18 protein-coding genes are annotated in these 22,131 nt (G+C 72.7%); 14 read left to right on the forward strand and 4 right to left on the reverse strand.

Going from position 1 to position 22,131, the window contains the following annotated elements; translation table 11 throughout:
* Positions 1 to 71 precede the first annotated feature (71 nt).
* From ACWGJ2_RS23525 to ACWGJ2_RS23560, 8 genes are all read left to right on the forward strand, one after another.
* Positions 72 to 1,250, forward strand: coding sequence for an acyl-CoA dehydrogenase family protein (locus tag ACWGJ2_RS23525; protein WP_453348153.1), 1,179 nt, complete (start codon positions 72 to 74; stop codon positions 1,248 to 1,250).
* 146 nt (positions 1,251 to 1,396) lie between these two features.
* On the forward strand, positions 1,397 to 3,781 hold the full coding sequence (locus ACWGJ2_RS23530) for a tetratricopeptide repeat protein (RefSeq protein WP_453348154.1): 2,385 nt from the start codon (positions 1,397 to 1,399) through the stop codon (positions 3,779 to 3,781).
* Between the two features lie 144 nt (positions 3,782 to 3,925).
* A complete protein-coding gene (locus tag ACWGJ2_RS23535) occupies positions 3,926 to 4,888 on the forward strand; it encodes a MerR family transcriptional regulator (RefSeq protein ID WP_453348155.1) in 963 nt (320 codons plus the stop codon).
* Positions 4,889 to 5,017: 129 nt separating this feature from the next.
* Positions 5,018 to 6,694 (forward strand): phytoene desaturase family protein, encoded by a 1,677-nt coding sequence (locus ACWGJ2_RS23540; protein ID WP_453348156.1) that lies wholly within the window; start codon positions 5,018 to 5,020, stop codon positions 6,692 to 6,694.
* A gap of 110 nt (positions 6,695 to 6,804) precedes the next feature.
* Positions 6,805 to 7,908 (forward strand): NAD(P)H-dependent flavin oxidoreductase, encoded by a 1,104-nt coding sequence (locus ACWGJ2_RS23545; RefSeq protein WP_453348157.1) that lies wholly within the window; start codon positions 6,805 to 6,807, stop codon positions 7,906 to 7,908.
* A 54-nt stretch (positions 7,909 to 7,962) separates the two neighbouring features.
* Positions 7,963 to 9,549 (forward strand): acyl-CoA synthetase, encoded by a 1,587-nt coding sequence (locus ACWGJ2_RS23550; protein ID WP_453348158.1) that lies wholly within the window; start codon positions 7,963 to 7,965, stop codon positions 9,547 to 9,549.
* A 155-nt stretch (positions 9,550 to 9,704) separates the two neighbouring features.
* Positions 9,705 to 11,141 carry an amino acid permease gene (locus ACWGJ2_RS23555; protein WP_453348159.1) on the forward strand — a complete coding sequence of 479 codons (1,437 nt, stop codon included), beginning with the start codon at positions 9,705 to 9,707 and terminating at the stop codon, positions 11,139 to 11,141.
* 10 nt (positions 11,142 to 11,151) lie between these two features.
* On the forward strand, positions 11,152 to 11,892 hold the full coding sequence (locus ACWGJ2_RS23560) for an alpha/beta fold hydrolase (RefSeq protein ID WP_453348160.1): 741 nt from the start codon (positions 11,152 to 11,154) through the stop codon (positions 11,890 to 11,892).
* Here the strand turns inward: ACWGJ2_RS23560 and ACWGJ2_RS23565 are convergent.
* The gene (locus tag ACWGJ2_RS23565) at positions 11,889 to 12,482 is read right to left on the reverse strand and encodes a TetR/AcrR family transcriptional regulator (protein WP_453348201.1); all 594 of its coding nucleotides are present in this window, start codon (positions 12,480 to 12,482) and stop codon (positions 11,889 to 11,891) included. The two genes, ACWGJ2_RS23560 and ACWGJ2_RS23565, sit on opposite strands and share 4 nt — an antisense overlap.
* Positions 12,483 to 12,646: 164 nt before the next feature.
* Between ACWGJ2_RS23565 and ACWGJ2_RS23570 the strand changes: the two genes are divergently transcribed.
* Positions 12,647 to 13,162 (forward strand): VOC family protein, encoded by a 516-nt coding sequence (locus ACWGJ2_RS23570; RefSeq protein ID WP_453348161.1) that lies wholly within the window; start codon positions 12,647 to 12,649, stop codon positions 13,160 to 13,162.
* A gap of 52 nt (positions 13,163 to 13,214) precedes the next feature.
* Here ACWGJ2_RS23570 and ACWGJ2_RS23575 read toward each other — a convergent pair whose 3' ends face one another.
* Complete coding sequence (locus ACWGJ2_RS23575) at positions 13,215 to 14,462, reverse strand: NADH:flavin oxidoreductase (protein ID WP_453348162.1); 1,248 nt, start codon at positions 14,460 to 14,462, stop codon at positions 13,215 to 13,217.
* Positions 14,455 to 16,086: an acyl-CoA synthetase gene (locus tag ACWGJ2_RS23580; RefSeq protein ID WP_453348163.1), complete on the reverse strand. Its 1,632-nt coding sequence runs from the start codon at positions 16,084 to 16,086 to the stop codon at positions 14,455 to 14,457. The genes ACWGJ2_RS23575 and ACWGJ2_RS23580 overlap by 8 nt, the downstream gene beginning before the upstream one ends.
* 192 nt (positions 16,087 to 16,278) lie before the next feature.
* On the opposite strand from ACWGJ2_RS23580, the gene ACWGJ2_RS23585 reads away from it, so the two are divergent.
* The 5 genes from ACWGJ2_RS23585 to ACWGJ2_RS23605 all read left to right on the forward strand — a co-directional run bounded on the left by ACWGJ2_RS23585 (position 16,279) and on the right by ACWGJ2_RS23605 (position 20,779).
* Complete coding sequence (locus ACWGJ2_RS23585; RefSeq protein ID WP_453348164.1) at positions 16,279 to 17,088, forward strand: crotonase/enoyl-CoA hydratase family protein; 810 nt, start codon at positions 16,279 to 16,281, stop codon at positions 17,086 to 17,088.
* A gap of 103 nt (positions 17,089 to 17,191) precedes the next feature.
* The gene (locus tag ACWGJ2_RS23590; RefSeq protein WP_453348165.1) at positions 17,192 to 18,169 is read left to right on the forward strand and encodes a Zn-ribbon domain-containing OB-fold protein; all 978 of its coding nucleotides are present in this window, start codon (positions 17,192 to 17,194) and stop codon (positions 18,167 to 18,169) included.
* The gene (locus ACWGJ2_RS23595; RefSeq protein WP_453348166.1) at positions 18,169 to 19,248 is read left to right on the forward strand and encodes a thiolase domain-containing protein; all 1,080 of its coding nucleotides are present in this window, start codon (positions 18,169 to 18,171) and stop codon (positions 19,246 to 19,248) included. The genes ACWGJ2_RS23590 and ACWGJ2_RS23595 overlap by 1 nt, the downstream gene beginning before the upstream one ends.
* A complete protein-coding gene (locus tag ACWGJ2_RS23600; protein WP_453348167.1) occupies positions 19,245 to 20,432 on the forward strand; it encodes a thiolase domain-containing protein in 1,188 nt (395 codons plus the stop codon). The genes ACWGJ2_RS23595 and ACWGJ2_RS23600 overlap by 4 nt, the downstream gene beginning before the upstream one ends.
* A gap of 116 nt (positions 20,433 to 20,548) precedes the next feature.
* Positions 20,549 to 20,779, forward strand: coding sequence for a DUF397 domain-containing protein (locus ACWGJ2_RS23605; RefSeq protein ID WP_453348168.1), 231 nt, complete (start codon positions 20,549 to 20,551; stop codon positions 20,777 to 20,779).
* Between the two features lie 54 nt (positions 20,780 to 20,833).
* Here the strand turns inward: ACWGJ2_RS23605 and ACWGJ2_RS23610 are convergent, their stop codons facing one another.
* Positions 20,834 to 21,988, reverse strand: coding sequence for a terpene synthase family protein (locus tag ACWGJ2_RS23610; protein WP_453348169.1), 1,155 nt, complete (start codon positions 21,986 to 21,988; stop codon positions 20,834 to 20,836).
* Between the last annotated feature and the right edge of the window lie 143 nt (positions 21,989 to 22,131).

The raw sequence follows: 22,131 nt of genomic DNA on the forward strand, positions 1-22,131 counted from the left end.
TGCGCCGCCGGAAGCGGTGGACGCGACGCCGGAGCGGTCACCGCCCTCAGCCGTCGAAGGGCAGGGTCACCGTGCACCTCGAATACACGCCGGAGCAGCAGCGGCTGCGCACCGAACTGCGCGGCTACTTCGCCGGGCTCGTGCCCGACAACGCCTACGCCCGCTACGACGATCCCGCGGCGCAGAAGCGCTACTACCGCGAGACCGTGCGCCGTCTCGGGAGCGACGGCTGGCTGGGCGTGGGCTGGCCCACCGAGTACGGCGGCCGGGGGATGAGCGCCATCGAGCAGTTCATCTTCTTCGACGAGGCGGCCCAGGCGGGCGTCCCGCTCCCGCTGATGGCGCTCAACACGGTCGGGCCCACGATCATGCAGTTCGGCACGGAGGAGCAGAAGGCGTACTTCCTGCCCCGCGTGCTCTCCGGCGAGATCGACTTCGCCATCGGCTACAGCGAGCCCGACGCGGGCACCGACCTGGCCGCGCTGAAGACACGCGCCGTGCGTGACGGGGACGAGTACGTCGTCAACGGGCAGAAGATCTGGACCACCAACGGCGACACCGCCGACTGGGTCTGGCTCGCCGTCCGCACCGATCCGGAGGCCAAGCCGCACAAGGGCATCACCCTGCTCCTCGTGCCGACGTCCGACCCCGGCTACTCCTGCACCCTCATCAACACCCTCGCCTCCCACGACACGACGGCCAGCTACTACGAGAACGTCCGCGTCCCCGTCACCCGGCGCGTCGGCGAGGAGAACGCGGGCTGGCGCCTCATCACCACGCAGCTCAACCACGAACGGGTGACGCTGGCGGCCCACGGCACCATGGCGATCCGCGCCTTCCACGACGTGCGGCGCTGGGCGGCGGAGACGAAGCTGAGCGACGGGCGCCGCGTCGTCGACCTCGGCTGGGTGCGCTCCCTGCTCGCCCGCACACACACCAGGCTCGACGCCATGAAGCTGCTCAACTGGCAGATGGTCGACGCCCTCGACAAGGGCACCCTGACCCCGCAGGACGCCTCGGCCGTCAAGGTCTACGGCTCCGAGGCCCGCCGAGACGCCTACGCCTGGCTGATGGAGATCGCCGCGGCGGCCGGTCCCCTGAAGGAGGGCTCGGCGGGCGCGGTGCTCAGGGGTGAGCTGGAGCGCGGCTACCGCAGCGCCGTGATCTTCACCTTCGGCGGCGGCAACAACGAGATCCAGCGCGAGATCATCTCCTGGATCGGCCTGGGAATGCCCCGGGTCCGGCGCTGAGCGCGCCCGCGCCTCCCGTCCGTATCGCGCCATACGCCGTCATCCGTCGCACGGTGCCGACTTCCGGCATACACATGGCGGATCGCGGCAGCCATACTGGGCGGGCAGGGGGAGGGCCGCACTGACGACGGGGGCGACATCAGGCGATGGCGGAATCCACGCTCATCCACGGCCGTTACCGGCTGCTCGAACTCATCGGGCGCGGGGGCATGGGCGAAGTGTGGCGGGCGCGCGACGAGTCACTGGGCCGGCGGGTGGCCGTCAAGTGCCTCAAGCCCACGGGGAACCAGAACGACCGCTCGTTCATGCGCGTGCTGCGCGAGCGCTTCCGGCGCGAGGCGCGGGTCGCCGCTTCGCTCCAGCACCGGGGCGTGACCGTCGTGCACGACTTCGGCGAGCACGAGGGGCTGCTCTATCTCGTCATGGAGCTGCTCGACGGGCGCAATCTCAGCCAGTTGCTGGACGAGAACAATCGGCAGCCGCTGCCCGTGCCCGATGTCGTGGACATCGCGGGCCAGGTGGCGGCGGCCCTCGCGTACACCCACGACCAGGGCATCGTCCACCGTGATCTGAAGCCCGCCAACGTGATGCGCACCGGCGACGGCACGGTCAAGATCTGCGACTTCGGCATCGCGCGCCTCGCGCACGACATCGGCTTCACGGCCAAGCTCACCGGCGGCGGCATCGCCATGGGCACGCCGCACTACATGTCGCCCGAGCAGATCGCGGGCAACGCCGTGGACCACCGCAGCGACCTCTACTCACTGGGCTGCGTGCTGTACGAACTGACCACAGGCGTGCCCCCCTTCGACCACGGCGACGCCTGGGCGGTCCTCGTCGGCCACCGCGACACCGTGCCCGATCCGCCCAGCAGCCACAGGCCGGAGGTGCCGCAGCCGCTGGAGCGGGTCATCCTGGGGCTGCTCGCCAAGGAACCCGAGGAGCGGCCTTCGAGCGCGGCACACCTGTGGGGCGCGCTGGAGGCCGTACGCAGGGCGGGCGAGCCCGGCGGGGCGGCGGGGAACGAGGGCTCCGGTGGCTCCGGTGGCTCCGGCGTCGCGGGCGCGCCCGGCACGTCGTCCGGCGTCGGCGCACGGCCGCCTTCGCGCAGGGCGCCCCAGCGGCTGCCCTCCTGGACGCAGGGCATGGGCGAGGGCGCGGGCGCGACGGCCACCGGACCGTGGTCTGTGCGCATGGCCACGCCGCCCGAGCCGCAGGCCGCGCTCACCGGCCGGTGGAGCGGTGTGACGGGGCCGACCCAGCCGCCCCTCGTCGTCCACCCCGGCCAGCACGGTGAGCCCGGCCAGCCCGGTCAGCCTCCGGCCGGGGACCCATGGGGAAGCGGCGCCGCGCACGAGGCGGGGAAGCCGGAGACCGACGAGGCAGGGGAGCGCCCGACGCCCTCGCCCGAACTGCTCGCCGTCCTCGCCAGCCGCCACAACGCAGGGCTGAGCCTCGGCCGCCTCGGCCGCTGGGAGGAGGCGGGCGAGGTGCACCGCGCGGTCGCCGCCGAACGCGAACGCGCGCTGGGCCCCGACCACCCGGACACCCTCGCCAGCCGCTACGAGGTCGGCTTCACCCTCTGCCGCCTCGGACAGCACGCGGCGGCGCTGACCGAGTACGAGCGGGTCGCCGCTGGCCGCGAGCGGGCCCTGGGCGCCGAGCACCCCGACACCCTCGCCGCGCGCCAGGAGTCGGCCTACGTACTGGGCCGGCTGGGGCGGCACCTGGAGGCGCACCAGGTGTACGCGGCGGTGCTGGCCGTCCGCGAGCGCACGATGGGACGGGACCACCCGGACACCCTGCGCTGCCGCCACAACCTCGCCTTCAACCTCAGCCGCCTCGGCAGGCTGGAGGACTCCTACCGCATGGCCCGCGAGGTCGCCGAGGCCCGGGTCCGCGTCCTGGGCGCCGAGCACCCGGACACGCTGGTCACCCGCTACGAGGTCGCGTACGCGCTGGGACGGCTGGGCCGCTGGGAAGAGGCCCTGGACATCTACCGCGACGTCGCCGCGATCCGCTCCCGCGTCCTGGGCCCGGACCACCCGGACACGCTCGCCGCGCGCTACGAGAGCGGCGTGGGCCTGGGCAAGCTCGGGCGCTCGGCCGAGGCGCTGGAGGTGTACCGCGATCTGGTGTCCGCACGCGCCAGGGCCCAGGGCCCCACGGACCCGGAGACCTTGCGCGCACGGCACGGCCTGGGCGTCAACCTCGGGCGGCTGGGCCGCTGGGAGGAAGCGCTGGCCACCTCGCGCGAGGTCTGCGCGATGAGGGAACGCGTCCTCGGGCGCGACCACCCCGACACGCTCGTCAGCCGCCGCGAGATCGCCGTCGGCCTGGGCTGGCTCGGGCGCTGGGCCGAGGCGCTCGAGGCGTACCGGCAGGTGGCGTCGGCGCGTGAACGGGTGCTGGGCGGCGAGCATCCGGACGCGCTCGCCAGCAGGATCGACGAGGCCCACTGCCTCGAACAGCTCGGCCGCGCGGGCGAGGCGGTCGCCCTCTACCGCCGCGTCGCGACGCGCCGCGGGTAGGCCGCCGCGGGTAGGCCGTCTTCCAGGTACCCGGCACGGGCGCGGGGCGGTGTGCAGGGGGTTTGTGCAGGCGGTTGCACCTTCCGTAGCGGCATGTGGTCCCGTTGACCCACGTCCCGGTCCGTTGCGGAAAGGTCCCCGCTCATGCATCCGTCCTTCGTGCCACCCCGTCAGGTCAAGATCGGTGACGCGGCGGCCTTCGCCGGCAGCACGCCACGGGCGATTCGCCATTACCACGAGATCGGCCTGCTCCCCGAGCCCGAGCGGGGCGGCGACGACCGCCGCCGCTACGGGTACGAGGACATGATCCGCCTGCTGTGGATCCGCAAGATGGCCGACGCCGGGATCGCCCTGGACGACATCCGTGACGCCTTCACCACCGGCACCGCTTCCGCCGGTGCGGACAGCGGAGACGGCATCGCGGACATCCTGGAGCGGCTGGAGGAAACCCTCGCCGAGCAGGAGGCGGAACTGCGGCGGCAGCGGACCGCCGTGCGGCGGATGCGCACCGAAGGCAGCCGGATGGGCCTGCTCTCCGACGTCGTCACCGAACGCCTCAAGAGCCTGCCCGAGGGCTCCCTGCGGCAGGCGGACCTGGACAGTCTGCTGGTCACCGAGCGGATCTTCGGCCCGCTCGGCGCGGCCGTCCAGGCCACCCGCTTCGTCGCCCTGGCCACGCATCCCGCTCTGCGCGAGGAATCCGACCGCGTCGATGAGGCCGAGGAGGCACTCGACGACAGCGTCGCCGTCGACGACCCGCGGGTGGCTCAAGTGGCCGCCGAGCGGCACGCCTTCGAGAGCGCGCTACAGGCCGTCATCGAGGAGTCCGGCCTGGACGAGGACGACGATGCGCTCTTCGACGCCTGGGACACTTCGCACCCTGCCGCCGACGCCGACGCCGACGCCGACGCCGACGACGGCGAGGGCGAGGGCGAGGGCGAGGCCGGCCCCGGCTCCGGCCCCGGCAGGCGGGAGGCCGACTCCATGAGCGTGGTCGAAGCCGTCGGCAAGATGCCCTACGACTTCTCCGCGGCCCGCCTGCGCTGTCTGGAACTGGCCGTAGAGCTGTCCGCCCAGGACTCACCCGCCACCGGGAACACAGCCTGACGGTCGCAACCGTCCAGGGAACGCCCGTGACGGGGGCGTACCGCCACACGGGGGGAGTGGCGCGCCCGGTGGCGTGGGGGCGGCGCCTGCGGTCTGGGCCGGACCCGCGGGGCCGTGTTAGCAAGGGTCATGCCACACCGTGCCTCGTACGACACCGTCATCGTCGGCGGCGGACACAACGGCCTCGTCGCCGCCGCCTACCTCGCTCGCGCGAGGCGCCGCGTCCTCGTCCTCGAACGGCTGGCGCACACCGGGGGCGCCGCCGTCTCCACGCGGCCCTTCGCCGGGGTCGAGGCCAGGCTGTCGCGCTACTCGTACCTCGTCAGCCTGCTGCCACGGCGGATCACCGAGGATCTCGGGCTGCGGTTCGCCGTGCGCGGGCGCGGGGTGTCCTCGTACACGCCGACCGTGCGCGACGGGCGCCCGACCGGGCTGCTGGTGGGCGGTGAGGGGGGCCGGGCCGAGGCGCGTACTCGGGAGTCCTTCGCGCGGCTGACCGGCGGGGACCGGGAGTTCGAGGCGTGGCAGCGGTTCTACGCGCGCGCTCGGCACGTCGCCGAACGCGTCTTCCCCACCCTCACCGAGCCCCTTCCCACGCGGGCCGAACTGCGGGCGCGCGTGGACGACGACGCCGCGTGGCGGGCGCTGTTCGCGCGCCCGCTCGGGGAGACGATCGAGGAGCACTTCGCCGACGACCTCGTACGGGGCGTCGTGCTCACCGACGCCCTGATCGGCACCTTCAGCCACGCACACGACCCGTCGCTCCTCCAGAACCGCTGCTTCCTCTACCACGTGATCGGCGGCGGCACCGGCGACTGGGACGTACCGGTGGGCGGCATGGGCGCGCTCACCGACGCGCTCGCGGACGCGGCACGCGCGGCGGGCGCCGAGATCGCCACCGGGCACCAGGCGCACCGCGTCGAGACGGACGGCCGCACGGCGCAGGTGCACTTCCGCACCGCAGACCGCGAGGGCATGGTGCCGGCGCGGGACGTGCTGGTGAACGCCTCGCCGCAGGCCCTCGCCGCGCTCCTCGACGAGGACGGCCCGGCACCGGCCGAGGGCTCCCAGCTCAAGGTGAACATGCTGCTGCGCCGGCTGCCCAGGCTGAAGGACCCCGAAGTGACGGCCGACGAGGCGTTCGCGGGCACGTTCCATGTGGCCGAGGGCTACGGGGAGCTGGAGACGGCGTACCGGCAGGCGTACGACGGCGGACTGCCCCGCACCCCGCCGTCCGAGCTGTACTGCCACTCCCTCACCGACCCCTCGATCCTCGGTACCGAGCTGGCCGGGCAGGGGTATCAGACGCTGACGCTGTTCGGGCTGCTCGCCCCGGAGCGCGGGTTCACAGGGCGCGACGGGGGACGGGGCGGGGTCCGCGACAGCGCGGCGGTCCGCGACGAGTACCTCGCCGCCACCCTCGCGCAGCTCGACACGCATCTCGCCGAGCCGATCGCCGACTGCCTGGCCGAGGACGCCGACGGCAGACCATGCGTCGAGGCGAAGACCCCGCACGACCTGGAGCGCGAGCTGCGCCTGCCCGGCGGGCACATCTTCCACGGCGACCTGTCCTTCCCGTATCTGGAGGACGCGGGCCCGGCGTACGGCGAGGACCAGGGCCGGGGCCGGGGCGACGCGGGCCCTTCCCCCGAGGCGCGGCGCTGGGGCGTGGCGACGGACCACCCGAACGTGCTGCTGTGCGGCGCCGGCGCTGTGCGCGGCGGGGGAGTGAGCGGCGTACCGGGCCACAACGCCGCCATGGCGGTGCTGGAGAGGGACGCGCGGCACGCGAGGGACGTCGTGTGACGGTGACGGCGGTGGCTCCGGGAACGTCCCCGGGAAACGTTCCCCGGGAAAACTGACGCTGCATCAGAAAATCTCTTCCCTCGTACGCCCCTCTGCGGCATCCTGCGCCCATGCAGACGGAGTTGAGCAGGAAGCTGGGTGTCGAGCACGCCGTCTTCGGCTTCACGCCGTTCCCCGCCGTCGCCGCCGCGATCACCAGGGCCGGCGGGTTCGGCGTGCTCGGGGCGGTGCGCTACGCCGCAGGGGACGAGCTGAAACGCGATCTGGACTGGGTGCAGGCGCACACCGACGGGCTGCCCTACGGGCTCGACGTCGTCATGCCCCACAAGAAGGTCGAGGGGGTGACGGAGGCCGAGGTCGAGGCGATGATCCCGGAGGGGCACCGCCAGTATGTACGCGACCTCCTCGCCCGCCACGAGGTCCCCGAGCTGCCCGAGGGGGAGAAGGGCGGCTGGCGCATCACGGGCTGGATGGAGAGCGTCGCCCGCACACAGCTCGACGTCGCCTTCGACTACCCCGTCAAGCTGCTCGCCAACGCGCTCGGCTCCCCGCCACCGGATGTCGTCGAGCGCGCACACGGCCGCGGCATCCCCGTCGCCGCGCTCGCGGGCAGCGCACGGCACGCGCAGCGGCACAAGGAGGCGGGCATCGACATCGTGGTCGCGCAGGGCTACGAGGCGGGCGGCCACACGGGAGAGATCGCCTCCATGGTGCTGACCCCCGAGGTGGTCCGCGCGGTGGACCCGCTGCCCGTCCTCGCCGCCGGCGGCATCGGCAGCGGCGAGCAGATCGCCGCCGCGCTGGCCCTCGGCGCGCAGGGCGCCTGGCTCGGCTCGGTCTGGCTCACCACACACGAGGCCGAGATGCACTCGCGCAGGCTCACCGAGAAGCTGCTGGCGGCGGGCTCCGGCGACACCGTGCGCTCCCGCGCGCTGACGGGGAAGCCCGCGCGGCAGTTGCGCACCGAGTGGACCGACGCCTGGGACGGCCCGGAGGGCCCGGGGACGCTGCCGATGCCGCTCCAGGGGCTGCTGGTGGCCGAGGCCAACTCCCGTATCCAGCACCACGAGACCGAGGCACTGCTCGGCACGCCCGTGGGCCAGATCGTCGGCTCCATGAACTCCGAGCGCAGCGTCCAGGCCGTCTTCGACGACCTCACGCGCGGCTTCGAGCGCGCCATCGACCGGCTCGACCGCATCGCCGGACGCGCCTGACCCGAGGCCGCCTGATCCGTCACCAGTCCGCAGAGCCCGAGGAGGTTCCCCGCCATGTCACAGCCGCCGAACGGCTTCTGGGCCCAGGCAGCGCAGGATCCCGGGCGCGTCGTGCTCGTCGCGCCCGACGGGGAGGAGTGGAGCGCAGAGGGCCTGCACGCCGACTGCAACCGCCTGGTCGGCGGGCTGCGCGCGGCGGGCCTGAAACCGGGCGACGCGTTCGCGGTCGTGCTGCCCAACGGGGTGGAGTTCCTCACCGCCTATCTGGCCGCCTCCCAGGCGGGCTTCTACATGGTGCCCGTCAACCACCACCTCGTCGCCCCCGAGATCGCCTGGATCGTGGCGGACTCGGGCGCCAAGGTGCTGATAGCGCACGAGCGGTTCGCGGAGGCCGCGGCTGCCGCGGCCGACGAGGCCGGGCTGCCGCCGTCGGGCCGCTTCGGCGTCGCGGAGAGCGCCGGTTCCGGCTCCGGGTCCGGATCCGCCGCGCCCGCCGGGTTCAGGCCGTACGCCGAACTCCTGAAGGGCCAGCCGTCCGAGCCGCCCCGGGACCGCACCAGCGGCTGGGTCATGAACTACACCTCGGGCACGACGGGCCGCCCGCGCGGCATCCGCCGCCCGCTGTCCGGCAAGGAACCGGAGGAGACCTACCTCGGCGGCTTCCTCGGCATCTTCGGCATCAAGCCCTTCGACGACAACGTGCACCTCGTCTGCTCGCCGCTCTACCACACGGCCGTGCTCCAGTTCGCGGGCGCGGCCCTGCACATCGGCCACCGTCTCGTGGTGATGGACAAGTGGCAGCCCGAGGAGATGCTCCGCCTCATCGACGCGCACCGCTGCACGCACACGCACATGGTCCCCACCCAGTTCCACCGCCTCCTCGCGCTCCCCGAGGAGACGCGGGCCGCCTACGACGTCTCCTCCATGCGGCACGCCATCCACGGTGCGGCGCCCTGCCCCGACCACGTCAAGCGGGCGATGATCGAGTGGTGGGGGCACTGCGTCGAGGAGTACTACGCGGCCAGCGAGGGCGGCGGCGCCTTCGCGACGGCCGAGGACTGGCTGAAGAAGCCCGGCACCGTGGGCCGCCCCTGGCCCATCAGCGAGCTGGCCGTCTTCGACGACGAGGGCAACCGGCTCCCGCCCGGCGAACTGGGTACCGTCTACATGAAGATGAGCACCGGCGGCTTCTCGTACCACAAGGACGAGGGCAAGACGCGGAAGAACCGGATCGGGGACTTCTTCACCGTCGGGGACCTCGGCTTCCTCGATGAGGACGGCTATCTCTTCCTCCGCGACCGCAAGATCGACATGATCATCTCGGGCGGCGTGAACATCTACCCCGCCGAGATCGAGGGCGAGCTGCTGACGCACCCCGCCGTCGCCGACGCGGCGGCCTTCGGCATCCCGCACGACGACTGGGGCGAGGAGGTCAAGGCGGTCGTCGAGCCCGCGCCGGGCCACGAGGCGGGGCCCGCACTGGAACGCGCCGTCCTGGACCACTGCGCCGAGCGCCTGGCGGGCTACAAGCGCCCGAAGTCCGTCGACTTCGTCACCGAGATGCCGCGCGACCCCAACGGCAAGCTCTACAAGCGGCGGCTGCGCGCCCCGTACTGGGAGGGCAGGGAACGCTCGCTGTGACGGCCCGTACGGGGGATGCGGGGAAGAGGTCCCGTGCGGCTTCTTCCCCCGCCCGCCGCCCGGGTCCAAGATGATCCACCGATCGGAGTCGTCACAGAGCGCGTGACCGCGTGACCGCGTGATCGGCGTCATCAGCGCAGAGGGAGAGGTCCCCCATGGCCGGACTCTGGAGCGGACAGGGCGTACTGCGCCGTAAACCCATCGAGCACATCGAGGAGTCCGAGGGCGGCTCGGGCGAACAGCTCACCCGCGTGCTCGGCCTCTGGCACCTGACCGCCATCGGCGTCGGCGGCATCATCGGCGCGGGCATCTTCACCCTCGCGGGCACCGTCGCCAACGGCAAGGCGGGCCCGGCCGTCCTGGTCTCCTTCCTCATCGCGGGCATCGCCAGCGCGGCGGCGGCCCTGTCCTACGCGGAGTTCGCCGGGCTCATCCCGAAGGCGGGCTCGGCCTACACGTACGGCTACGCGGTGCTCGGCGAGATCGGCGGCTGGTTCATTGGCTGGGACCTGCTGCTGGAGTACACGGCGATCGTGGCCGTCGTCGCCATCGGGATCTCCGGCTACTTCGCGTTCCTCGTCGACTCGGCCGGCGCCGAGCTGCCCGCCTGGATGCTCGGCGCCCCCGGCACGGGCGAAGGACACCGGGTGGACCTGTTCGCGGCCGTGCTGTGTCTGCTGATCGCGTTCCTGCTGACGCGTGGCATCAAGAGCGCCGCGCGCTTCGAGACCGTCGTGGTCGCCCTGAAGGTCCTGGTCGTCCTGCTGGTCATCGTCGTCGGCTTCTTCCACGTCAGGACCGCGAACTGGGAGCCGTTCTTCCCGTACGGCGTCGGCGGCGCGTTCACGGGAGCCGCCACCGTCTTCTTCGCCGTCTTCGGCTACGACGCGATGAGCACGGCGGCCGAGGAGTCCCGCGACTCGCAGCGCCACATGCCCAAGGCCATCGTCTACTCGCTGGCCATCTCGATGGTGCTGTACGTGCTGGCCTGCCTGGTCCTCACCGGCATGCAGCACTACACCGACATCGACAAGGAGAGCGGCTTCGCCACGGCCTTCAAGTCCATCGGCATGAGCGGCATCGCCGACGTCATCGCCGTCGGCGCCATCATCGGCATCCTCACCGTGATGTTCACCTTCATGCTGGGGGTCACCCGCGTGTGGTTCGCGATGAGCCGCGACGGGCTGCTGCCGAAGTGGTTCGCGAAGACCCACCCCACCCGGCGGGTGCCCACCCGCGTCACCTGGATCGTCGGCGTCGGCTCGGCCCTCATCGCGGGCTTCCTGCCGATCGAGGAGGCGGCCGAACTCACCAACATCGGCATCCTGCTGGCCTTCGTCGTGGTCTGCGTCGCCGTCATCGTGCTGCGCTACCGCCGCCCGGACCTGCCCCGCACCTTCCGCTGCCCCGGCATGCCCGTCGTGCCCGCGCTCGGCGTCGTCTTCTCTCTCTGGCTGACGACGTTCCTGGCGTGGCAGACGTGGGTACGCTTCGCGATCTGGTTCGCGCTCGGACTCGTCGTGTACTTCGCGTACTCCTACCGGCGTTCCGAGCTGGCCAGAGGCCCGGTGGAGTCGAAACACGGAGAGTAGTGTCGCCCACATGACTGATGAAGTACGCACCGTACGTGCGAACGGCATCCAGCTCGCCTACCGCTCCTGGGGCGTGGGCACGGGAGAGGGCAGCCCGGTCGTGCTGCTGCACTGTCTGGGCGAGGACGGCGAGGACTGGCGCGGCCCCCTCGTTGCCCAGCTCGCCGCCTCCCACCCCCTCTACGCCCTGGACCTGCGCGGCCACGGCCGCAGCGAATGGCCGGGCGAGTACGGTCTGGAACAGGTACGGGACGACGTGCTGGGCTTCCTCGACGCGCTCGCCCTGGAGCGCGTCGTTCTCATAGGGCACTCCTACGGCTCGGTCGTCGCCTACCTCCTCGCCCAGCACCACCCGGAACGCGTCGAACGCCTCGTACTGGAGGAGACCGGCGCGCTGCGGCGCCCCGACTCGCCGCTGGAGGTGCCCGAGGCGCCCGTGGGGGACGCGCGGTTCGACTGGGAGGTCAAGACCCAGTTCGTACGGCAGCGCAACGCGCCCGACCCGGCCTGGTGGGAGCGGCTCGACGCGATCACCGCGCCCACCCTGCTGATCGGCGGCGGCCCGAGCAGCCATCTGCCCCAGGAGGACCTGGTGGCGATGGCCGAGCGCATCCCCGACGCCCGGCTCGTCACGATCGAGGACGGCGGACACCTCGTGCACGAGGACCGCCCGAAGGAGTTCACCTCGGCCGTGCTCACGTTCCTCACGGAGACGGACGGGGCTACGGGCACGGGCGCGGGTGGCTCCTAGCCCTGTGGCTGCCGCAGCCCGGCGATGAGGAGGGCGACCAGGCGACGGGCGTCGTAGCGGGAGTCGCCCTCCGCGCCGATGCACAGGTTCCCGACGCCGCGCATCAACTCGTAGGCCCCCAGGTCGGAGTGGACCTCACCGGCCCCGGCCGCCGCTTCGAGCAGCTCGGAGCAGACGGGCACGAGGCGGTCGAGGAACGAGGAGTGCAGCGTCTCGAAGCCGGGGCTGTCGGACTGGAGCACGGCGGCGAGCCCGTGCTTGGTGACCAGGAAGTCCACGAAGAGGTCGATCCAGCGGGCCAGCGCGGCGTGCGGGGTCGCGCTGGTCTCCAGCAGCCGCGGCCCGGCCTCGGCGCAGGCGTCGATCTGGTGCTGGTAGACGGCGGTGATGAGATCGGCGCGGGTGGGGAAGTGCCGGTAGATCGTGCCCACCCCGACACCCGCCTTGGCCGCGATGTCGCGCACCGGCGCCTCGACGCCCGACGCGACGAAGACGGCGGCAGCCGCGTCGAGCAGCGACTCCTCGTTGCGCCGGGCGTCAGCCCGCTTGGGGCGGGCCGCCTGCCCCGTGCCCTCGTCGCCGTCCTTCACCACGCTGCTCCCTTCGCGCTCTCGCCCTGTCGCTCTGCCGTCCTGTGCCCCGCGTCCCCGCCGTGGCCTCAAGATACGTGACGCGCGCGGTGAGCCGTTCTCGCCGGAAGGCACTCCGAGGGTGCAGTCTTGTTGAAGAGCGAATCAATCTCGGAGGAGACGGAATGCCTGAGCCCACAGGAGCGGAGCTGGACGCCCTGCGTGTCCGCAGGGACGAGCTGCGGAACCGCTATCTGCTGGCGGAGGACCGGCGCCCGCGGACCACGGCGCGCGGGGTCCACCACGTCGCGTTCATCTGCCGGGACGTCGAGGAGACCATCCGCTTCTACCAGGAGCTGCTGGGCTTCCCGCTCGTCGAGATCGTGGAGAACCGCGACTACAGCGGCTCCAGCCATTTCTTCTTCGACATCGGGCACGGCAACCTGCTGGGGTTCTTCGACTTCCCAGGACACGACCACCCGCCCTTCGAGGAGACCGTCGGCGGCATCCAGCACCTGGCGCTCTCGGTGGACGACGCACAGCACGCGGCGGCCAGGAAGGCGCTCGACGAGGCGGGCATCGGCTACGCGGGCCCGGACCGGGGCGTGGAGGAGAGCCTGTATCTGCGCGACCCGAACGGCGTGCCGGTCGAGCTGTACCGCGAGGAACTCGGCGTCTTCAACGGGAACGTCATCGTCTGACCCGGCGCGGTCCGGGCGCCCCAGCACACGGGGCCCCGGACCCCTCGCCGGTTCAGGGCGTGGGGTCCACCAGCACGCAGCGGCTGCGGCTGTAGATCGTCGGCACGCACTTGTTGCAGTGGACGCACGCGGAACGGACCCCACCGTCACCCGCCCCGGCCCCCGTTCCCGCCCCCGTTCCCGCCTCCTCGCGCATACGGGACACCAGCCCCGGTTCCATGAGCAGCGCCCGCCCCATCGCGGCGAACTCGAACCCCTCGTCCATCGCGCGGGCCAGCGAGGCGCTTCCCGTGATGCCGCCGAGCAGGACGAGCGGCATGTCGAGCGTGGCGCGGAAGCGCCGGGCCAGCGGGAGCAGGTAGCAGTCCTCGTACGGGTAGGTACGCAGGAAGAACCGCCCCAGCAGCCGGACCCCGAGCCTGGCCGGAGGGGGAAAGACCGCGGCGAACTCCTTCACGGGCGCGTCCCCGCGGAAGAGGTACATGGGGTTGGCCAGCGAGCTGCCGGCGGTCAGCTCCAGCGCGTCCAGGCAGCCGTCGTCCTGGAGCAGCAGCGCCACCCGCAGCGCGTCCGCCACCTCCAGGCCGCCCCGCACCCCGTCCCGCATGTTCAGCTTCGCGGTCACCGCGATCCGCTCGCCGACCCGCTCCCGCACGGCCCGCGCGATCTGCCGGGCCAGCCGGGCGCGGTTCTCCAGCGGGCCGCCCCAGCGGTCGGCGCGCGAGTTGAGGCGGGGGCTGAGGAAGGCGCTGACCAGGTAGTTGTGGCCGAAGTGCAGCTCCACGGCGTCGAATCCGCACTCCGCGGCCAGCAGCGCGGCCTCGGCGTGCTGACGCGTCACGCGTGCGAGGTCCTCCTCCGTCGCGGCCCGCGTCGCACGCCCCGTGAGGGGGCTGATCCGGCGGGCGGGGGAGAGCGCGGGCAGGCGGTTGGAGCGCGCGTCGGCGACGGGGCCCGCGTGCCCGACCTGCGCGCAGACGGCGGCACCCTCGGCGTGCACGGCGTCGGCCAGCGCGCGCAGCCCTGGCGCGGCCTCGGGCCGCAGATGGATCTGCCGCCGCTCGGTACGGCCCTCAGGCGCGACGGCGCAGTAGGCGACGGTGGTCATCGCCGCGCCGCCAGCGGCGACGGCGCGGTGGAAGGCGATCAGCTCCTCGCTCACCAGGCCGCGCGGGGTACGTCCCTCGAACGTGGCCGCCTTCAGCACCCGGTTGCGCAGCGTCAGCGGCCCGAGCCGGGCGGGCGCGAAGGGGTCCGGCGCCTCCGGCGGGCCACCTGGCGCGCCGGGACCGTCACGCATCGTCGCGCGCCCTCTCCGCCACCGCCTTCGCCCACCGGTAGTCGGCCTTGCCGCTGGGGGAGCGCTGGATGTGGTCGCTGAGGACGACGGTGCGGGGGATCTTGTAACCCGCGAGATGCGCGCGGCAGTGCTCCCGCACCTCGTCCTCGGAGAGCCGGGGCGCGCCCTCGCGGATCTGGACCACGGCGGCGACGCGGCTGCCCCAGCGCTCGTCGGGAACGCCCGCGACCAGCGCGTCGTAGATGTCCGGGTGCGACTTGAGGGCCTGCTCGACCTCTTCCGGGTAGACCTTCTCGCCCCCGGTGTTGATGCACTGCGAGCCCCTGCCCAGGACGGTGACGATGCCGTCCTCGTCCACGGTGCCCATGTCGCCGAGCATCACCCAGCGCGCCCCGTCCGCCTCGAAGAACGTCTCGGCGGTCTTGACGGGGTCGTTGTAGTAGCCCAGCGGCACATGGCCGCGCAGCGCGATGCGGCCCTCACCGCCGGGCTCGACGGGCCGCAGCGTCGCGGGATCGACCACGGCCGTGCCGGAGTTGGTGGCGATGCGGAAGCCCTTCACGGGACCCGAGTCGGGGGTGGCGGTGCCGTTGAAGCCGGACTCGGAGGAGCCGAAGTTGTTGATGAGGACGGCGTGCGGGACGAGTTCGGCGAACTGCGCCCGTACCGTCTCCGAGAGCACGGCGCCCGAGCTGGAGACCGCCAGCAGCGAGGAGCAGTCGGTGCCCTTGAGCGGCCCGGCCAGCGCGTCGACGAGCGGCCTCAGCATGGCGTCCCCCACCAGCGAGACGGCGGTGACGTGCTCGCGCTCGACGGTGCGCAGGACCTCCTCGGGCACGAACTTCCGGTGGATGACGATCTTCTGCCCGTAGTTCAGGCCGATGAAGGTGGTGAGCGTGGACGTGCCGTGCATCAGCGGCGGGGTCGGGAAGAAGACCAGCCCCTCGCCGCCCGCCGCGACCCGCTCGGCCAGCTCCTCCGGCCTGGCGACCGGCTCGCCCGTGGGCGCGCCGCCGCCGAGCCCGGAGAAGAAGAGATCCTCTGAGCGCCACATCACGCCCTTGGGCATGCCGGTGGTGCCGCCGGTGTAGATGATGAGCTGGTCGTCGCCCGAGCGCGGCGGGAAGCCCCGGTCGGGTGAACCCGACGCCTCGGCCCGCTCGAAGGGCACGGGCTCGACGCGCGGTACGGGCGCCCCCGCGGCGGCCTCGCCCACCCGGATCAGATGCCGCAGCAGTGGCGCGCTGGGGAGCGCGGCGGCGACCCGCGCGGTGAACTCGCCGTCGAAGACGAGGGCCGTCAGGTCCGCGTCCCGGTAGAGGTAGGCCAGCTCCTCTTCGACGTAGCGGTAGTTGACGTTGACGGGGACCGCGCGGATCTTGAGGCAGGCCAGCACCGTCTGGACGTACTCGACGCCGTTGTAGAGGTGCAGGCCCACATGCTCGCCAGGGACGATGCCGCTGTCGGCGAGGTGGTGGGCGAGCCGGTTGGCCGCGGCGTCCAGTTCCGCGTAGCCGAGGCGGCGTTCGGCCCCGGTACCGGGGTGGTCCAGGTACACCAGCGCCTCGCGGTCCGGGACGGTGTCGACGACCGACTCGAACAGGTCGGCAAGGTTGTACTCCACGGCGCTCCTCCTGACCCGGCGTGTGTTCGCGCTGACTCGGTGTCGCGTGGCGGTCATCAGAGCACCGACGGCGGAAGACGGGAAGGGGCCCCGCAAGAAAATCTGACTGTCTGTCAGAAAACTCTTGAAGTCGGTCCCCCGCTACTGCAACCTGTTCCAGGTCTGGAACCGGCGGACCGGAAGGACACGGCCATGGGCGGCACCGAACATCTGAAGACCGAGCGCGTGGGAGCCACCCTCGTCCTCACCCTGAACCGTCCCGAGGCCAGGAACGCGCTGTCCCTGCCCATGCTCGTCGGCCTGTACGACGGCTGGCTGGAGGCCGACGCGGACGAGACCGTCCGCTCGCTGATCCTCACCGGCGCCGGCGCCTCCTTCTGCGCGGGCATGGACCTCAAGGCCCTCGCGGGCAAGGGCATGGCAGGCGGCGACGAGGACCCGTACCGCGACCGCCTCAACGCCGACCCCGACCTGCACTGGAAGGCGATGCTGCGCCACCACAGGCCGCGCAAGCCGCTGATCGCCGCCGTCGAGGGCCACTGCGTGGCGGGCGGCACCGAGATGCTCCAGGGCACCGACATCAGGGTCGCGGGGCAGAGCGCCACCTTCGGGCTCTTCGAGGTGCGCCGCGGCCTCTTCCCCATCGGCGGCTCGACCGTACGCCTCCAGCGCCAGATCCCCCGTACGCACGCGCTGGAGATGCTGCTCACGGGCCGCTCCTACAGCGCGGAGGAGGCGCGGTCCGTCGGGCTGATCGGGCACGTCGTCCCCGACGGCGAAGCCCTCGCGAAGGCGCTGGAGATCGCCGAGCAGATCAACGCCTGCGGGCCGCTTGCCGTGGAGGCCGTCAAGGCGTCGGTGTACGAGACGGCGGAGATGACCGAAGAAGAGGGCCTCGCCGCCGAACTGGAGCGCGGCTGGCCCGTCTTCTCCACCGCCGACGCGAAGGAGGGCGCCCGCGCCTTCGCGGAGAAGCGCCCGCCGGTCTACCGCCGGGAGTAGCCACCGGCGCGCGCGGACGCCCGCCCCGCACCCCTCCGCGAGAACCCGCACCCCTCCGCGAGAACCCGGCCCCCGGCCCGTGCACGGAGAATGGAGACCCGCCATGACCTCGGCCGCCCCCTCACCGGACGTGCTGCGCGCGCCCCTCGTCGTCGAGTTCCCCTTCACCCGCTCCCTCGGCCCCGTCCAGAGCGCCTTCCTGACCGGGCTGCGCGAGCGCACCGTCCTCGGGGTGAAGGCGAGCGACGGCAGGGTGCTGGTGCCGCCCGTCGAGTACGACCCCGTCACCGCAGAGGAGATCCGCGACCTCGTCGAGGTGGCCCCCACCGGAACCGTCACCACCTGGGCCTGGAACCCGCAGCCCCGGCGCGGGCAGCCGCTGGCCGAGCCGTTCGCCTGGGTGCTGGTGCGGCTCGACGGCGCCGACAGCGCGCTCCTGCACGCCCTCGCGGCCCCCGGACCCGACGCGGTGCGCACCGGCATGCGCGTACGGGTGCGCTGGGCCGCCGAGCGCACGGGTGCCATCACGGACATCGCCTGCTTCGAGCCGTACGACGGCGCGGACACCGGAGACGGGCCCCCGGCCGAAGCCGCCCCGCACAGCGGCGAGTTCGCGGAGCCCGTCACCGGCATCACCGCGCACGCCCGCCTCGACTACACCCACACCCCAGGGCGTGCCCAGTCCCGCTACCTGCGCGCGCTCGCCGAGCACCGCACCCTCGGTGAGCGCTGCCCCGAGTGCCGCAAGGTCTACGTCCCCCCGCGCGGCGCCTGCCCCACCTGCGGCGTTCCGACCACGGACCAGGTGGAGGTCGGGCCAGGGGGCACCGTCACCACCTTCTGCATCGTCAACATCAAGGCGAAGAACCTCGACATCGAAGTCCCCTACGTCTACGGCCACATCGCCCTCGACGGAGCGGGCCTGGCCCTGCACGGGCGCATCGCGGGCATCCCGTACGACCAGGTGCGCATGGGGCTGCGCGTCGAGCCCGTCTGGACCGAGGACGGCCGGTACCCCGACCACTACCGCCCCACAGGGGAGCCCGACGCCGACTACGACAGCTACAAGGAGCTGCTGTGATGCTTCCCCCGCGAGACGTAGCCATCGTCGCCTTCGCGCAGACAGGGCACGTACGCCGCGCCGAGGACCTGTCCGAGGTCGAGATGCTGATGCCGGTGCTCCAGGAGGTACTGGGCAGCACCGGTCTGCGCGCGGGAGAGATCGACTTCACCTGCTCGGGCTCCAGCGATTACCTGGCAGGGCGCCCCTTCTCCTTCACCATGGCACTGGACGGGGTGGGCGCCTGGCCGCCCATCTCCGAGTCCCACGTCGAGATGGACGGCGCCTGGGCGCTGTACGAGGCGTGGGTCAAGCTCCTCACCGGGCAGGCCGAGACCGCGCTCGTCTACTCCTACGGGAAGTCCTCGCCCGGCGAGCTGCGCGACGTCCTCACCCGCCAGCTCGACCCGTACTACCTCGCCCCCCTGTGGCCCGACTCCGTCGCGCTCGCGGCGCTTCAGGCGCGCACCCTCCTGGACAGCGGCAGGACCGACGAGCGCGAACTCGCCACCATCGCGGTACGCAGCCGCGAGGCGGCCCGCGACAACCCGCACGCGCAGCTCCGCGGCTCCCCGCCGCCCGGCGAACTCCTCGACGCCGACTACCTCGTCCAGCCCCTGCGCGCCCACGACACCCCGCCGCTCAGCGACGGCGCGGCGGCCGTCGTCCTCGCCGTCGGCGACACGGCGCGCCGCCTCACCGGCCGCCCCGCCTGGATACGCGGCATCGACCACCGCATCGAGGCCCACAGCCCGGGCGTAAGGGACCTCGCCGAGTCGCCCTCGACCCGGCTCGCGGCCGAGCACGCGGGCCACTTCGACCCGTCGGCAGCGCCCTGCGACACCGCCGAGCTGCACGCGCCCTTCACCTCCCAGGAGGTCGTGCTCCGCGCGGCACTCGAACTCGGCGACGACGTCACCGTCAACCCCTCGGGCGGCGCGCTCGCCGCCAACCCCATGATGGCCGCCGGGCTCATCCGGCTCGGCGAGGCGGCGGCCCGCATCGGCCGGGGCGAGTCCCGGCGCGCCCTCGCGCACGCGACCTCCGGGCCCTGCCTCCAGCAGAACCTGGTCGCCGTCCTGGAAGGAGACGCGGAATGACCACGCAGCGCACGCGGAGGGCGGCGGAACCCGTCGCGGTCACGGGCATCGGCCAGACCAAGCACGTCGCCGCGCGCCGCGACGTGTCCCTTGCCGGGCTCGTACGGGAGGCCGCGCTCGCGGCGCTGGCGGACGCGCAGCTCGACTGGGCCGACATCGACGCCGTCGTGATCGGGAAGGCGCCCGACTTCTTCGAGGGCGTCATGATGCCCGAGCTGTACCTCGCCGACGCGCTCGGCGCCGTCGGCAAGCCCATGCTGCGCGTGCACACGGCCGGTTCGGTGGGCGGCTCGACGGCACTCGTGGCCGCCAACCTCGTCTCGGCCGGTGTCCACGGCACCGTCCTCACCCTCGCCTTCGAGAAGCAGTCCGAGTCCAACGCGATGTGGGGCCTCTCGCTGCCCGTCCCCTTCCAGCAGCCCCTGCTCGCGGGCGCCGGGGGCTTCTTCGCGCCCCACGTGCGCGCCTACATGCGGCGCACCGGGGCCCCGGACGGCATCGGCTCCCTCGTCGCGTACAAGGACCGCCGCAACGCGCTCAAGAACCCCTACGCGCACCTCCACGAGCACGACATCACCCTGGAGAAGGTCCAGTCCTCGCCCATGCTGTGGGACCCCATCCGCTACTCGGAGACCTGCCCCTCATCCGACGGCGCCTGCGCCATGGTCCTCACCGGCCGCGAGGGCGCCAGGCGCTCGCCCGCGCCGCCCGCGTGGGTGCACGGCGGCGCGATGCGCAGCGAGCCCACGCTGTTCGCGGGCAAGGACGCGGTGAGCCCCAGGGCGGGCCGCGACTGCGCGGCCGACGTCTACCGGCAGGCGGGGATCACAGACCCGCGCCGGGAGATCGACGCGGTGGAGATGTATGTGCCCTTCTCCTGGTACGAGCCCATGTGGCTGGAGAACCTGGGCTTCGCCGAGGAGGGCGAGGGCTGGAAGCTGACCGAGTCCGGCGTCACCGAACTCGACGGCGATCTCCCCGTCAACCCCTCCGGCGGCGTGCTCTCCACCAACCCCATCGGCGCCTCCGGCATGCTCCGCTTCGCCGAGGCGGCCCTCCAGGTGCGGGGCCGCGCTGGGGCGCATCAGATAGACGGTGCCCACAAGGCACTCGGCCATGCCTACGGGGGAGGCTCGCAGTTCTTCTCCATGTGGGTGGTGGGGGACGAGCCGCCGGGGGCGTGAGGGAGCGGCGGCGCTGCGCCGGGGCGTTCTTGGATCGCACCGTTCCGCGGCCTGTCCGGGGGCCGCTCCACGTGGTTAGGCTGACCGCCGGACGACGAACCGGGAGGAGCACGGACGTGGCCGAAAGCACCATCAGCGCGATGGCGACGAAGCCGGAGATCGATCTCGCCAACGCGCAGTGGCAGTCGGGAAGTCAGGGGAGGGGCGATGTCCAGATCGCCTTCGTCGAGGGCTACATCGCCATGCGCAACGGCGGCACCCCGGACATCCCCGCCGTCATCTTCACCCCCGGGGAGTGGAACGCCTTCGTGCACGGTGCGCGCGACGGCCGCTTCGACCTGACCTGACGTGACCTGACGTGCTCCGGGCCCGGCGCGGCCAGGCCCCGCCGCTCCGTCGCCTCAGCCGGGAACCGGCCGCGGCCCGCCCGTCAGAGGCCGCCCGTCCTCGCCGTGACCGTCCTCCCCGACGGCCGCCCCGGGCCCGACGAGCCCCGCCCAGGGGCGCTCGCGCCCGTCGCTGACCGCGGCGACGCCCGAGGCGTCGTAGCGCGCGGTCTCCAGCGACCAGGCGAGGTTGCCGCTCATCACATCGCGCATGGTGTCGAGACAGCGGGCCACGTCCGCGCGGGTACGGACGGGCGCCGCGCGCTCCTCCAGGGCGCGCGGCAGATCGTCGGCGAGCTGCCGGAAGCGCGCCACACGGGTGTTGACGAGGCGGCTGACCCGCGCCGTGGCCTCCTCCAGCGAGCAGCCGGTGCGCGAGCGCAGGACGAGGACGCTGTTGTGGTGCATGTCCCCGACGGCCAGCTCCTTGTCCAGCGACACCAGATCGTTGACGAAGATGACGACGTCCACGGTGAGTTCCCGCAGCGTCGTGAGCGGCGGGGCGCTGTAGAGCATCTCCGGGAGGACGCAGCCGCCCGCGCGCTCCCCGTAGTCGAGACAGGGACGTACCCCGATCGAGTGGCGTCTGACCCGCAGGAAGCGCTCCAGCGAGGGCGCCTCGTCCGTGACCCTGTCCATGGCCTCCCAACGGTGCGACTCCAGATAGCCGCGCCAGTGCGCTGCGAAGCGGCGCCGCCAGAACGGCGGCATGCCCGCGCTCGCGCGCAGCCACACGTCGCGGAACGCGGCGACGAGCGGCGGATCGGCCCCGAGGCCGGTAGCGGGGCCGGCAGCGGAGCCGGCCGGGAAGCCGCTCCCGGAGTCGGCCGCCGGACCGAGGCAGCCGACGAGGCGGTCCACGAGCGGGCCCACGTCGCGCGGCCGGTGGCCGAGCCGACCGTCGAACTGGTCGTCGAAGACGAAGAACCAGCCGTTGAAGTCGCAGGCCAGACAGAGATCGGCGCTGCTCGCGCCGGGATAGAAGGCGGCCATCAGCCGCTCCAGACGCAGCGCGTCGTACTCTCTTGCGGCCTCTTCGCCGGGGAGCAGCCCGAACGTCCGCAGCCAGCGGAGGGTGTGACGCCGTGCGGTCTCCACCGAGCCGTTGACGGCGGCGGAGAAGGGGATGTCGAGGAGCGCGGTACGCCGTACCGCGGCGGAGCCGTTCATGCCCGGCAGTGAAGCGGAAGGCCACCGGCGCGGCCATGGCCGGAACGTCGCTCTCCGATGCACGGAGGTGCGCCGCTGGCGTACGGGAGGGGCCGCACGCTCCTGGAGCCCGTACCGCGCGGGAAAGTCGCGCGGATATGGGC

It is taken from the genome of Streptomyces sp. NPDC054796 (genome assembly GCF_053611545.1).